This is a genomic window from Leptolyngbya sp. PCC 6406 (genome assembly GCF_000332095.2).
Classification (GTDB): Bacteria; Cyanobacteriota; Cyanobacteriia; order Phormidesmidales; family Phormidesmidaceae; genus PCC-6406.
In genome coordinates this window covers 2,592,414-2,605,259 of sequence record NZ_KI913949.1, presented here as the reverse complement: position 1 = coordinate 2,605,259, position 12,846 = coordinate 2,592,414, and the positions used below count along the sequence as shown (strand labels likewise).

Below are 12,846 nucleotides of genomic sequence, written 5' to 3'. Positions count from 1 at the left end.
GCAGTTCCTTAGTTAGCTTTAGAGTTCAGATTCAGGAGGTTCCCATGGCTGAGGTTGCAAAGTACATCACCCTGACCGACGAAACCTTTGAGGTAGAGGTCATTCATAGTGATGTCCCGGTTTTGGTAGACTTTTGGGCCGCCTGGTGTGGACCCTGTCGGCTGATGAACCCGATTATGGATTCTCTGGCGGACACCTTCGAGGGCAAGGTCAAGATCGCCAAGCTCAATATTGACGACTACAACGCCCTTGCCACCAGCTATCACATCATGGGGGTGCCCACGTTGCTGTTTTTCAAGGATGGCAATCTGATGGACCGTACCGAAGGGGTGATGCCGGAGGCCGCGATCGCAGATAAACTCAACGCCCTGCTTTGATCGCGTCAGAGTTTGCCGATACAACGGGGAGTCTGGAGGTCAGGGTGCCCGGAGTGCCACCTCTGTCACCCCGTCTAAGCTGACAACGTTCAATCATTTGCTATGGGGAAACTAGTACTCTGCGGCGCAAATACCCTAACCGTTCTATCGTGGTACACCTCGGCCCTCTCCGTTCGGCTGAGCTCACGCCGAAGCCCTAGCCCTCTCCCACGGGGAGAGGGGACCGGAAAATATTGGGCGGATAGGGAGCTGCACCATAGGCAGTCCAACCCAAAACTTTCACCCTCAACCTGCGATCCTGAGTAGACACCAGGGTAAAAAAAGTCTTAGACTGACTTAAGTATGTACGTAAAGATACGTTACATGAGTCTATCGGTACGGGTGTCTATCTAGCCAAATCTATTAAGTAGGTCGGCGTATGAAATTCGACGTATATCAAGAAAGGTGAAGTCCCTTTAAGCCTTGCGTGCAGGTTGTTTCAGGCGATCAAGTCCGTGTTCACAAGCCTCGGATTAATTAACCTGACCTACTTACTTAAATAGATTGCAAATTGCCAGAAATTCATGGGCATAATTCACGGAGAGTTCATGAAAAATACATTTTTTTATCTTTTTTGTCCGGATCTTGATGTCTATATCGGACGGTTTTCTTAAGGACGCACTAGGACACACTATGAACACATGGGTTGGATTGCTTGGACTTTTTGGGTCACAGTCCTACAGCCCCTATATTCCCCATGGTCATTGCTATCTCTGGCAACCGCCCCTCGTAACGCTGCACGTGGTTAGCGATTTGCTAATCGCGATCGCATATTTTTCCATCCCGGCGATGCTGGTGTACTTTGTTCGCAAGCGCCAGGATACCCCCTTCACCGAGGTCTTTCTGCTGTTCGGGGGCTTTATTCTGGCCTGTGGTATTGGGCACCTGTTCGACATCTGGACCCTGTGGTTCCCCAACTACTGGGTGGCGGGGGTAGAGCGGGCCATCACCGCCTTTATCTCCTGTCTGACGGCGATCAAACTGGTGGAGTGGATGCCCCAGTTTCTAGCCCTGCGATCGCCAAAGGAACTGGAGAATCTGAATCAACAGCTTCAGCAGGAAATCACCGCCCGTCAACAGGCCCAACAAACCCTCCAGAGTCTAGTAGAGGGGACCGCCTCAGTGACGGGGGAAGACTTCTTCCCGGCTTTGGTGCAGAACTTGGCCAAAGCCCTCCATGTACGCCAAGCCTTTATTTCAGAGTGGATCGAATCCCCCAGTACGGTCTGTTCCCTCGTCCTCTCCTCCGATGGGGCCTTAGTGGAAAACTTCCGACTGGAAATCTCTGATAGTCCTTGCATCAACGTTATCAAGGACAAAGAACCTAAGTTCTATCCCGAGGCGATTCAGCAACGCTTTCCCCACATTGAACTCCTACAGGTGCTGAATGCAGAAACCTATCTCGGAGTTCCCCTCTTGGATCTCCAAGGCGCTGCCATTGGGGCACTCTGTGTTGCCCATGACCAGCCTCTGAACGCCCCCGAGGAAGCTGAGGCTATTATGAAGATCTTTGCCGCTCGGGCAGTGGCGGAACTTCAGCGTCAGCAGGCGGAGGTGGATCTACAACAGGCATACAGTGAAATGGAAGAACGGGTGGCGGAGCGGACCATGGCCTTGACCGAAGCGAATCAGGCCCTCACCCGCACCGCCCAGCGAGAAAAAGCAACCTCCCAAGTGATTCAACACATGCGCCGAAGCCTGGATCTGGTCCAGATCTTTCGAGCCACCACTCAGGAACTGCGGCAGGCGATAGAGTGCGATCGCGTCATTGTCTACCGCTTCAACCCCAATTGGAGTGGAGAGGTCATTGCCGAGGCCGTAGCCGGAGGGTGGCATTCTCTCCTGGCGACGGAAGAGCGACCCCCCTGGGAGGACAATCTATTACAGAATGATCGCTGCACCGTTCGACTGCTCTCCACAGGCCAGTCCAGCATTCAAGACACCTACCTCCAGGACAACCAAGGAGATCTCTATCGCCAAGGTGTCGCCTTTTTGGCAGTTGAGGACATCTACGAGCGCGACTTTACCCCCTGCTACCTAGAACTGCTAGAAACTTGCCAAGCACGGGCCTACCTAATCGTGCCTATCTACGCCAATAATCGCCTTTGGGGTCTACTAGCCTGCTATCAAAATAGTGGCCCCCGCCAGTGGCAAAAGGATGACAGCCGTATCGTCACCCGTATTGGGGACCAACTCGGCATTGCCATTCAACAGGCAGAGCTATTTCACCATACCCAACAGCAGGCCCAAGAACTCCAGCTCGCTAAGGATGCCGCCGATGTCGCCAATCGGGCAAAAAGTGAGTTTCTAGCCAGCATGAGCCACGAGTTGCGTACCCCCCTGAATGCAATTCTAGGCTTCACCCAACTCATGGATCGGGATGCAGGGCTGTCGAGCCGTCACCAGCGCTATGTGGAGATCATCAACACCAGTGGCGAACATCTCCTAGGGCTGATCAATAACGTCTTAGACATGTCCAAAATTGAGGCGGGTCAAATCACGCTGCAAGCTGAAGGCTTTGATCTACCCCAACTGCTCCAAGAGCTACAGGATCTCTTGATCCTGAAGGCCCAGGAAAAAGGATTGTCTTTTCAAATCATTCGCGGTGCGAATGTCCCCAACCATATCTATGCAGATCCCCGCAAGCTGCGCCAAATTCTCCTCAATCTGCTGAGCAACAGCCTTAAATTTACCCCCTCTGGCAGTATTCGCCTGATGGTGACCATAGCGGCCCCCCAGAGTGACTCAGCCCCCGTCCTAGCATCGCCCACCGCAGGCTCTTCCACCCGCCTGCAATTCACTGTCCAAGATACGGGGGTAGGCATTGCCCCCGATGAGTTGCCCCACTTGTTTAAACCCTTTCGCCAAACCCAGTCAGGGCTCAAGTCTGGCCAGGGTACTGGATTAGGACTACCTATCAGTCAGGAATATGTACAGCTCATGGGGGGCGAGATCACGGTAGAGAGCACGGTCAACGTGGGCACCCAGTTCACCTTTACCATCCCCGTTCAGGCTCAACGGTCAAACCGGGCTTCAGCTCAGCCAGAGCCCGCCACTAAAGTCATTGGTCTCGCCCAACCCCAGACCACCTATCGCATCTTGATTGTGGAGGACAATCCGCTTAACCAACTGCTGTTGAAACGTATTTTGGAGCCCCTAGGCTTCGATCTCCAGGAAGCGACCGATGGAGAGCAGGCTCTTGTCCTCTGGGAAACCTGGCATCCTGACCTGATCTGGATGGATATGCGAATGCCCCGCATGGATGGTTACGAAGCCACTCGTCGGATTCGGGCGGTGGAGGCTGCGAACGAGACTGGCTCCCACCAGCGTCCCACAATCATCATTGCCCTCACCGCCACCGCCTTTGAGGAAAATAGGCCCGCTATTTTAGCCGCAGGGTGTGATGACATGCTGAGCAAACCCTTCCAGTCTGAGCAATTGCTCAGTATTATGCAGCGTTATCTGGGATGCGAGTTTCTGTATGAAACGGCGGATGCTGCCCCCCCTGCTTCAGCCCCAGCGGAGTCGGCGGTGCCCCCCCTCACTGCCGATCTCTTTGCCGATCTGCCCACCGACTGGATCAGGGCGCTACGCCAGTCCGCTGCGGAATGTAATGACAGTGAGGTGATCGCCCTAGTCCAGCAGCTTTCTGCCCCCCATGCCCCCTTGATCAAAGGGTTAATGAAATTGGCGAACACCTTTCAATTTGATCGAATTTTAACCTTGACCGAGGGGCTGACTACGGCGTTATAGGGGTGTAAAAGGAAAAATGTCTGCCGACCTCAATTCACCACACCAGAATAATCCCGGCATTATGGCTTTACCGATCGATCCAGACTCTGAGACCAGTACGCCGGATCATGTTCCCCTAGATTCCAGGGATATTTTAATCGTTGATGATACGGTCAATAATATTCGCCTGATTGCAGAAATGCTTTCCCTTGCGGGCTATTCCGTCCGTAAGGCCATTAGTGGCCCCATGGCTTTGACGGCAGTTGAGGCTAATCCTCCTGACCTGATTTTGTTGGACATTACGATGCCCGATATGGACGGTTATGAGGTCTGTTCTCGCCTCAAGGTCGATGCCAAAACTAGGGATATTCCCATTATTTTTCTCAGTGCCCTAGATGCGGCCTTCGATAAGGTGCGCGCACTTCAACTTGGCGGCGCTGACTATATTACCAAACCCTTTCTTAAGGAAGAGGTCTTAATTCGGATTGAAAATCAGCTCCGGCTGCGTCAATTCAAGCAGGATCTGGAGACGCGCAATCAGGATCTAGAGAACACGCTCTATCAGCTCAAAGCAACCCAAATGGAACTGGTGCAGCGAGAAAAAATGCTGGGCTTGAGTCAACTCATTTCCGGTATTGCCCATGAGGTGAATAATCCCATCAGCTTTATTGCCGGTAATTTAGAACCGGCTGAGCAATACTTTGAAACCTTAGTCACCCTTCTCGACCTATACCGTCAGCACTATCCTGACCCAGAGGGGGAAATCAAAAGTGCGATCGCAACAGCAGATTTAGATTTTATCGTTGCTGACTTCGCCTCCCTTCTCAAGTCCATCCACTCGGGAACGGTGCGAATCTGTGACATTGTCCAAGCCCTGCAAACCTTCTCCCACCAGGGCGAGTCCGATACCAAAACCATCAATCTCCACGCCACTCTAGACAGTATTTTGGTCTTGCTCCAAACTCGCCTCCGGGGCCAGGGAAACCGACCCGCCATTGCGGTGCAGTGTCACTACAGCGATATTCCCGCCGTCACCTGCGACGCCAAGCTGATCGGCCAGGTCTTCATGCATCTTTTGAATAACGCCATTGACGCCATCGATGCCCTCGGGAAAGAGGATTCGGGGACATCGGAAACGGCATCATCCCCCACCCTCTCGATTTATACCTCTGTCACCGACAACCAAAGCGTCAGCGTGACCATCCAGGATACGGGCATCGGCATTGCGAAACCTCTCCACTCGCGTATTTATGAGCCCTTCTTCACCACTAAGTCGGTGGGCAATGGTACAGGGTTGGGCCTAGCCATCAGCTATCAAATCGTCGTAGAGAAGCACAAGGGCAGCCTCTCCTTCGAGTCCACTCCCCACCAGGGCAGCAAGTTCACCGTGCAACTCCCCATCAAGTTCCAAGGCTAAGGCGTGTGGACAATTAACGAGGAAACCCTTGCGGGGTAAGCATAACCACGTCTGCCCTACGGGAGCAGGCTAGGGGCTATAACCGCTCCATAGCATCGTTGCCTCTATAGCAGCAGCAGGGAATCGTCAAAATAGGGTTTGAATGCGGTTCAGTAACACGCGCAAAAGTTCCATTTCTGAAGGATCCAAGGGTTCGAGGTGCTGTTTAATATCCCCGATGTGGGCCGGAAAAACTTGCTCGAAAACCTGCTGACCAGCCAGCGTGAGTTGCACAATGACGCTACGACGATTTTCGGGGGGAGTCTCTCTGGTAACCAGACCTTTGCGTTCGAGGCGATCAACGACTCCGGTCAGGGTGCCCTTCGTAATCAATGTTTTCTCACCAATGTCTCCCATGCTCATGCCTTGGGTATTGCCGAGGGTGGCGACAACATCAAACTGAGCCGAGGTCAAATCGTACTGCCGCACGAAGGTCTCGGAATAGCTTGAAAAGGCTTGATAGGCTCTGACCAGTGCCCTGACGGTGGCAAGACTGGGCTCCGAAGCAGCAGCCTGAGAGACGTTGGGGGTAGACATAGCTGGTGCGGCAGGCATTGGTTTTAGTCCGTACTATTCTAGGGGAGACTGGGCGGCTTCGTCGTTTTTTCCTCTATCGATGGTAAGACCACCGCTGAAATGGGCCAGATGTCAACGGTGGCCTGTGCTGATTCATTGGGTGAGGCCACCTGGGCCAGCAGCCTCACCTCCGCAAACTAGCGATCGCGCCCATGGGCCAGCCCGTAGTCAATCTCCGGCCCGGTGGGCACAATGCCACTGGGGTTAAGCTCCGGTAGCCCCGCATAGTAGAGCTGTTTAACGTGCTCGGTGCTGCACCATTCGGCCACCCCCGGCTGCTGGTAGAGGTCGCGGCAGTAGGCCCACAGGTTGGGGAAATCCACCAGGCGCTTGAGGTTGGTCTTGAACAATCCGTGGTAGGCCAGATCAAAGCGAAACAGGGTGGTGAACAAACACCAGTCGGCCAGAGTAATCGGGTCGCCCACCAAGTAGCGCTGCTGGCCCAGAACCTCCTCCCAGTGGTTGAGCGCCTCAAACAGCTCGGTGACGGCACCGTTATAGGCGGCTTGGGAGGCGGCAAAACCGCTGCGGTAGACACCATTGTTGATCGGCTGATAGATCGCGTCCATGGCCGCGTCGATAGCGGAGCGCAGGGCTTCGGGGTAAAAGTCGCGATTCCGGAACGGATCGCTTCGCGAATCGGGGAAGGCGGCAAATTCATTAAATTCTGAATTCAGCATTTGAATGATTTGCCGCGACTCGTTGTTGACGATGGTTTGGGCTTCCTTGTCCCACAGCACTGGCACCGTGACGCGACCGCTGTAGTCAGCTTTGGCGCGGGTGTAGATCTGCCAGAGATAGTCGGCCCCGTAGAGGCTGTCGGGAATGCTGCCCCAGCGCTCTGAAAATTTCCAGCCCTGGTCGCTGATTACCGGGTCCACGATGGAGAGGCTGATCACGTCTTGCAGCCCTTTGAGCGATCGCAGCAATACCGTGCGGTGCGCCCAGGGACAGCCCAGGGAGACATACAGGTGGTAGCGCCCCGGCTCTGCCTTAAAGCCACTGGAGCCATCCGCCGTGATCCAGTCGTGAAATAGCGTGGGCATCCGCTTAAACTGGCCCGAGTCGTCGCGCTCAGTCCATTCGGTCGTCCATTTGCCGTCGATCAGTTTGCCAAGTGCCATGGGGGGATCTCCTTTGTGGATGGGTGAAGGGTGATGGGTGATGGGTGATGGGTGATGGGTGATGGGTGATGGGTGATGGGTGATGGGTGATGGGTGAAACCGTCTAATACCCATTCCCCGAAATCAGACTACAGATTCACCTAGCCCCGCTGGGGCGGTAAAGCCAACGACTTTGCTCAGGGGACGCTAGCTGAGCGGAGTCGAAGCTAGGATGTGTAGCGGCAATTGAGAGAGTTGGTATAACTGCCGTTCCAAACTCAATCAAATCGGTAGGCGGCCATGCTGAAGGCTCCGTAGGTGAACCCCTGGTTGACCTGGTGCCCTTTGCCGCCTGCGCCCAGGGCGACAAACAGCGGCAGCAGGTGCTCGTCGGTGGGGTGGTTGCGTTGGGCATGGGGGGCGATCTGGCGGTAGTTGACTAGGGCGGTGAGGTCGTTTTGGGCGATGGTTTCCGCCAGCCAGCGGTCAAACTCCGCTGCCCAGGTGGGGGGCGCGGCGTGGTAGTCGCCGTTGAAGGCGGCCATGTTGTGGGTGGCGGCCCCGCTGCCGATGATCAGCACGCCCTCATCGCGCAGGGGGGCCAGGGCTTTGCCCAAGTGCAGGTGGTGGGCGGGGGTCTCCCGCGACTGCACTGAGAGCAGCGTCACCGGAATTTGGCCCGCCGGGTCCATCAAGATCAGCGGTGTCCAAGCACCGTGGTCGTAGCCGCGACGGCTGTTGAACCGGGGGGCAAAGCCTGCCTGGGTGAGCAGCTCGGCCACCCGTTCTGCCAGGGTGGGGCTGCCCGGTGCCCGGTAGACCATCTCTGACAGGTGGGGCGGAAAGCCGCCAAAGTCGTAGATGGTCTGGGGCTGGGGGTTGGTGCTCAGGGTGGGCTGGGCGGTGAGCCAGTGGGCCGAGATCGCCAGAATGGCGGTGGGCCTTTCGGGCAAGGTAGCCAGGAGCTGACGCAGGAAGTCTTGGGTGGGGCCGGTGCGAATGGGCAGATCTGGTGCGCCATGGGAGATGAAGAAGGTGGGGAGGGTCATGGTGGGTAGGTGAGTGAATGGGTGGATGGGTGGATGGGTGGATGGGTGGATGGGTGGATGGGTGGATGGGATTGGACTGATGCAGATAGTTCTAAATAGAACAAATGAGCGGAAGTAATAGGGGGTGAGGGTGTAAGGGCCTGCGTGGGTTGACTGGGTGGCGGAGGCGGCACCTAGGGGTTCACGGTTGGGGATTCAGATAGGGATTCAGAATTGCTGGGAGTGTTGGCTCCAGGGAGGGTGGCGGCGATTCGCAAAGCGTTCGGGAACCGACTCGGAACGAGTATCCGTCCCGGAACACTAGCGAACTGCTGAGCAGCGTGAACAAAGGGTAAGTTATGGGATATCTCCTGTTTGTTTTGCCTCAAATAGTTTGTATTAGAACTGTATGAGTTAAAGGTAACACCTCTGGAGTGCGATCGCAACCCCCGATCAAAACTTTTCTTGGGGTATGGGGTGCAAGGGCAAGGGAGCCTGAAACCTAGAACCCAACCCCCCCTACTCTCGCTGCAACACAAAGAACAACGGCCAAACCGCTTGCCGTGCCAGTGATACGTCTCCAGCGCTCCATCAAGGGGATGGTGGGTCGGAAAGCCAGAGCCTTTCCAGGGGCCAAACATGGCCTCTACCTCGATGGGGTCGAGGCGATCGAAGATGGACAAAGCCGCTTTGGTGCTGGTTGCGGCGGTGTCGGCAACGGCATCGGCAAAGGTTCCCACAGTGCCACCCTTTCTCCTTTGTACGTATGTCGTGGAAATGGAAGAGATACGGATCTTAGCCGCCTATCTACCCATGAGAAGGCTATTATGCGAGTAATTCGCAGCCCATCTACCCTACGGAAATGATTAGGCTACAAGTAATCTACCTATCTACCCTGTAGAGAGAATTAGACAGACAGTAGCGATCCAATAACTTGTTATCTTTCAGCCTCAGCAGTTTTCACTACGACACGATTTATAGCAAGAAATGTATATCTCTAAAATTCACATAAAAGGTTTTCGGAACTTCAAAGATCAGGAAGTTACCTTCAATGACGGGGCTAATGTCATCATCGGACATAATAACGCAGGTAAAACAAATCTGATTCGAGCTTTAGCACTAGTTATAGATTGTCAAGGCACAAAAAGACTTGATGTAGACGATTTTTATAAGAATATAAATCTCTCGGAAGTCAAGGTGAATCCACCAAGTATCACAGTTTCATTAAGCATTTGTCAAAGTGAAGATGAAGATTTAAACTCTGACGATTTGGTTACGGTAAGTAATTGGCTAACAAAACTAGATCCACCCTACGAAGCTTTACTGACATACGGTTTTTTCTTGCCTGAAAAGGAAATTGAGAACTACAAGAGATCGCTAGAAGATGTTACAGACTTGAAAAAGGCATGGCAAATTATAAAGCATGATTTTATCAGGCTTTATGTATACAAAATATTTGGAGGAATTCCAAATTTACTAAATATTGCTGACAGTGAGTCTTTGCAAAAGTTTGACTTTCAGTTCTTGGATGCTATTAGAGATGTTGAAAGAGACATGTTTTCTGGAAGAAACACTCTTTTGAAAGAGGTTTTGAATTTTTTCATGGATTATGAAGTGAAAAATGACCATGCCAAAACTATTGAGGAAAAAAACACCGAAATCAAGCAAAAGAAAAGAAATTTTTCTGATCAGGCGGAGAGGTTGCTGGAACAGCTTCAGCTTAGAATGGTTGAAGGAAAGAAGCAAATACTATCCTATGCTGAAGAAACTGGAGCTTCTTTTAACCGAGCTAATCCAGATTTTGAGGGGAATCTATCTGATGTAGAGATTTTCTCTGCTCTAAGGCTCATAGTCGAATATGGGACAGGTATCAGGATACCTGCTACACATAACGGATTAGGCTATAACAACCTAATTTTTATGTCTCTGCTACTGGCAAAAATGCAAGTTAATTCAGATGGTGGTTATTTAGGCAGCAATGCAAAAGTATTTCCAATCTTAGCTATTGAAGAACCTGAGGCACATTTGCATCCAGCAATGCAATACAAGTTTTTGAAGTTTTTGAGAGATAATAAGGATGTTAGGCAGAAGGTAAGGCAGGTATTTGTTACAACTCATTCCACGCAAATCACATCTGCTGTTTCATTAGATGAAATAGTTTGCCTAGACTATGATGGCAACAACCTGACAGTAGGATATCCGGGAAAAGCGTTTCCAGAGAATGAGCAAGGTAGAAAAGCAAAAGCTTACGTTCAACGCTTTTTGGATGCAACAAAATCAGATATGCTCTTTGCCAAGAGCGTTCTTTTAGTAGAAGGTATTGCCGAGCAACTACTTCTCTCAACTTTAGCAAAATATATTGGTAAATCGTTAGAGGATAATCACGTAGCAGTTATAAATGTTGGAGGACGATACTTCGACTATTTTTTATGCCTATTTGACACTCTAAATCTTAATACAATTCCCAAAAAAATAGCCTGCCTTACTGATAGAGATCCAGAGAGGAAAGATAAATCTAACGGAAGCAGCAAATACACTAAATGTTATCCCCTTGAATACGACCAAGATACTGTTAGATATGCTTACAAGAATAATGCTACCGAAAAAATTGAGCAATATCAAAGCCATCCTAATATTCGTTTCTTTAGCCAAGACAATGCGAAAGGAAAAACTTTTGAATATGATCTAGCTTTACACAATCCATCTTCTTTACTGTTGCTCACAGATTCGCTCAGCAATAAAGAGGAAGTTAAGGAATTAATGGAATCATTTAATGCTGAAGGCTTGTCTATCCAAGACTTCCTTCAAAAGCTCAGGACTAGCACAGAAAACACGCGCATTAAAGATGGTATTACTAATTCGGCATGGAGTGATGACGATAAAAAGATAGCGGCTATTGCTTCACGGTATCTTAATTCAGTTGGGAAAGGGGAAAATGCATTGGAGTTAGCGTACTCACTTGAGGAAAATCTTAAGCAAGAGCAAAAACAACCTTTTGTCGTTCCCAGTTATATTCAAGAAGCTATTGAGTGGATATGTCAATAACACAAATAAATGCGGAATCATCTGTACCCATTGAACAACACTTTAAAGTCTCAGCAGGCCCAGGTGCAGGCAAAACTCGTTGGTTAGTAAATCATATTAAAAATATACTTCACCACTCCACAAGGTTGGGAAAAACTCGGAAGATAGTTTGTATTACTTATACGAATGTTGCTATCGAAATAATTCTAAACCGCTTAGGTGAGACTGCTGAGCGAATAGAAGTTAGCACTATACATAGCTTTTTGTACAGGCATGTAATCAAACCTTTTGGCTCATTGATCTCGGATGAATATGGATTGAATATAAAAGATATTGATGGGCATGATGATCATGTTGTTAGTTTATCAAAAGTTAATGACTGGATAAAATCTGACTATAGATCTCTAGGTTATTTATTTTCTGATTTAAGTCTTACAGCTTATCACCTAGAAAATTTGCAATGGATTCTCAAAAATAATCCTCAAAATTCATTAAAGATCTCAGTTACTAAGCGAAAAGGTCAGTATTCCCAAAATGGCAGAAGCTTTTCCTTTATTTCAGATACGAAGCAAGAAAAACTGATAAATTACAAGAAACAATACTGGAGGGCTGGTATTATTCATCATGATGATGTTCTCTTCTTTAGCTTCGAGCTTATAAAAAGATATCCGTTTATACTGACTGTTTTAAGGGCGAAATTTCCTTATTTTTTTGTTGATGAATTCCAAGATACCAACCCTATTCAGACTAAAATTTTAGAACAAATAGGTCAAGAAGAAACCATTGTTGGCATTATCGGTGATAAAGCCCAATCTATTTACAATTTTCAAGGTGCAGACCCTTTACAACTAAGCTTGTTCACCTTAGAAGGCATAGCGGAATATCAAATCCTGGAAAACTATAGAAGTACTGATAAAATAGTTGACTTCTTGAACTGTATCCGTCTCGATCTCCAACAAGTTAAGCCTGGTCAGAATGGAAATGGGGGAAACCCGATACTCATTGTTGGCGAAATGGGGGCAAGTCTTCGTAAGGCTCAAGAGTTATGTCATGGTGAAAGAATTTGCTCTCTGTCACGAGACAACATTACGTCAAACGTGCTTAAAAAAGAGGCTGGTGTAGATTGTCCTAGTGAAGATTTATTGCGGGAGCTTGTCAACGCAGATTCAAATAGCGATAGAAGGAAGGTTATTTTGTCTTGCATAAAAGCCCTGGAATTTGCTGTAGAAAAGCGTTATAGAGAGGCCATTAAAGAATTAAGTAAATCTCTAGAAATAGGGAATGATAAAACCGAAAGGAAAAAAGAGGCTTTAAGACACCTAAACTCTATTTTAGATAGATACGCTGAGATCCAAGAGATGAACTTGATGGAATTTTATGTATTTGTAAAGAGTAATATCAAGGACTCGCTTGCCAACCCAAGTAGAGGAAGACCTAAGAGGGTGTCTGAGAAGTAGAAAGGCCCTCAAAAACGCTACTCTATCAGTCAGTAAGTACACTTGATAGGGTTT

General features: G+C 49.9%; 10 protein-coding genes. 6 read left to right on the top strand and 4 right to left on the bottom strand.

All coding sequences use genetic code 11. The features are described 5' to 3' along the window. Nucleotides 1–44: 44 nt before the first annotated feature. The 3 genes from trxA (at nt 45) to LEP6406_RS0211510 (ending at nt 5,565) form a co-directional block, all read left to right on the top strand. The gene (trxA, locus tag LEP6406_RS0211520) at nt 45–377 is read left to right on the top strand and encodes a thioredoxin (RefSeq protein WP_008310310.1); all 333 of its coding nucleotides are present in this window, start codon (nt 45–47) and stop codon (nt 375–377) included. Nucleotides 378–1,049: 672 nt separating this feature from the next. Continuing rightward, nucleotides 1,050–4,169, top strand: coding sequence for a GAF domain-containing protein (locus tag LEP6406_RS0211515; protein ID WP_008310312.1), 3,120 nt, complete (start codon nt 1,050–1,052; stop codon nt 4,167–4,169). A gap of 16 nt (nt 4,170–4,185) precedes the next feature. After that, the gene (locus tag LEP6406_RS0211510) at nt 4,186–5,565 is read left to right on the top strand and encodes a sensor histidine kinase (protein ID WP_008310314.1); all 1,380 of its coding nucleotides are present in this window, start codon (nt 4,186–4,188) and stop codon (nt 5,563–5,565) included. 126 nt (nt 5,566–5,691) lie between these two features. On the opposite strand, the gene LEP6406_RS0211505 is transcribed toward LEP6406_RS0211510, so the two are convergent. The 4 genes from LEP6406_RS0211505 to LEP6406_RS35615 form a co-directional block, all read right to left on the bottom strand. After that, nucleotides 5,692–6,141, bottom strand: a complete 450-nt coding sequence (locus LEP6406_RS0211505) for a MarR family winged helix-turn-helix transcriptional regulator (RefSeq protein WP_008310316.1) — start codon at nt 6,139–6,141, stop codon at nt 5,692–5,694. Nucleotides 6,142–6,317: 176 nt separating this feature from the next. Then, nucleotides 6,318–7,304, bottom strand: a complete 987-nt coding sequence (locus LEP6406_RS0211500; RefSeq protein WP_008310317.1) for a glutathione S-transferase family protein — start codon at nt 7,302–7,304, stop codon at nt 6,318–6,320. Nucleotides 7,305–7,561: 257 nt separating this feature from the next. After that, nucleotides 7,562–8,332: a DODA-type extradiol aromatic ring-opening family dioxygenase gene (locus LEP6406_RS0211495; protein ID WP_008310319.1), complete on the bottom strand. Its 771-nt coding sequence runs from the start codon at nt 8,330–8,332 to the stop codon at nt 7,562–7,564. Between the two features lie 173 nt (nt 8,333–8,505). Beyond that, nucleotides 8,506–8,952 carry a GXWXG domain-containing protein gene (locus LEP6406_RS35615; protein WP_081748151.1) on the bottom strand — a complete coding sequence of 149 codons (447 nt, stop codon included), beginning with the start codon at nt 8,950–8,952 and terminating at the stop codon, nt 8,506–8,508. Here LEP6406_RS35615 and LEP6406_RS34245 point away from each other — a divergent pair. From LEP6406_RS34245 to LEP6406_RS27680, 3 genes are all read left to right on the top strand, one after another. After that, entirely contained in the window at nt 8,875–9,177 is a 303-nt protein-coding gene (locus LEP6406_RS34245) for a hypothetical protein (protein ID WP_225886715.1), read from the top strand. The two genes, LEP6406_RS35615 and LEP6406_RS34245, sit on opposite strands and share 78 nt — an antisense overlap. 121 nt (nt 9,178–9,298) lie before the next feature. Further along, a complete protein-coding gene (locus LEP6406_RS0211485; protein WP_008316217.1) occupies nt 9,299–11,356 on the top strand; it encodes an ATP-dependent nuclease in 2,058 nt (685 codons plus the stop codon). Further along, complete coding sequence (locus LEP6406_RS27680) at nt 11,347–12,792, top strand: UvrD-helicase domain-containing protein (RefSeq protein WP_008316216.1); 1,446 nt, start codon at nt 11,347–11,349, stop codon at nt 12,790–12,792. The genes LEP6406_RS0211485 and LEP6406_RS27680 overlap by 10 nt, the downstream gene beginning before the upstream one ends. Nucleotides 12,793–12,846 lie beyond the last annotated feature (54 nt).

Excerpts from the sequence above, each read along its gene's own strand:
- trxA (WP_008310310.1), top strand. The coding sequence starts at position 45 with ATGGCTGAGGTTGCAAAGTACATCACCCTGACCGACGAAACCTTTGAG.
- LEP6406_RS0211515 (WP_008310312.1), top strand. The coding sequence starts at position 1,050 with ATGAACACATGGGTTGGATTGCTTGGACTTTTTGGGTCACAGTCCTAC.
- LEP6406_RS0211510 (WP_008310314.1), top strand. The coding sequence starts at position 4,186 with ATGTCTGCCGACCTCAATTCACCACACCAGAATAATCCCGGCATTATG.
- LEP6406_RS0211505 (WP_008310316.1), bottom strand. The coding sequence starts at position 6,141 with ATGTCTACCCCCAACGTCTCTCAGGCTGCTGCTTCGGAGCCCAGTCTT.
- LEP6406_RS0211500 (WP_008310317.1), bottom strand. The coding sequence starts at position 7,304 with ATGGCACTTGGCAAACTGATCGACGGCAAATGGACGACCGAATGGACT.
- LEP6406_RS0211495 (WP_008310319.1), bottom strand. The coding sequence starts at position 8,332 with ATGACCCTCCCCACCTTCTTCATCTCCCATGGCGCACCAGATCTGCCC.
- LEP6406_RS35615 (WP_081748151.1), bottom strand. The coding sequence starts at position 8,952 with ATGTTTGGCCCCTGGAAAGGCTCTGGCTTTCCGACCCACCATCCCCTT.
- LEP6406_RS0211485 (WP_008316217.1), top strand. The coding sequence starts at position 9,299 with ATGTATATCTCTAAAATTCACATAAAAGGTTTTCGGAACTTCAAAGAT.
- LEP6406_RS27680 (WP_008316216.1), top strand. The coding sequence starts at position 11,347 with ATGTCAATAACACAAATAAATGCGGAATCATCTGTACCCATTGAACAA.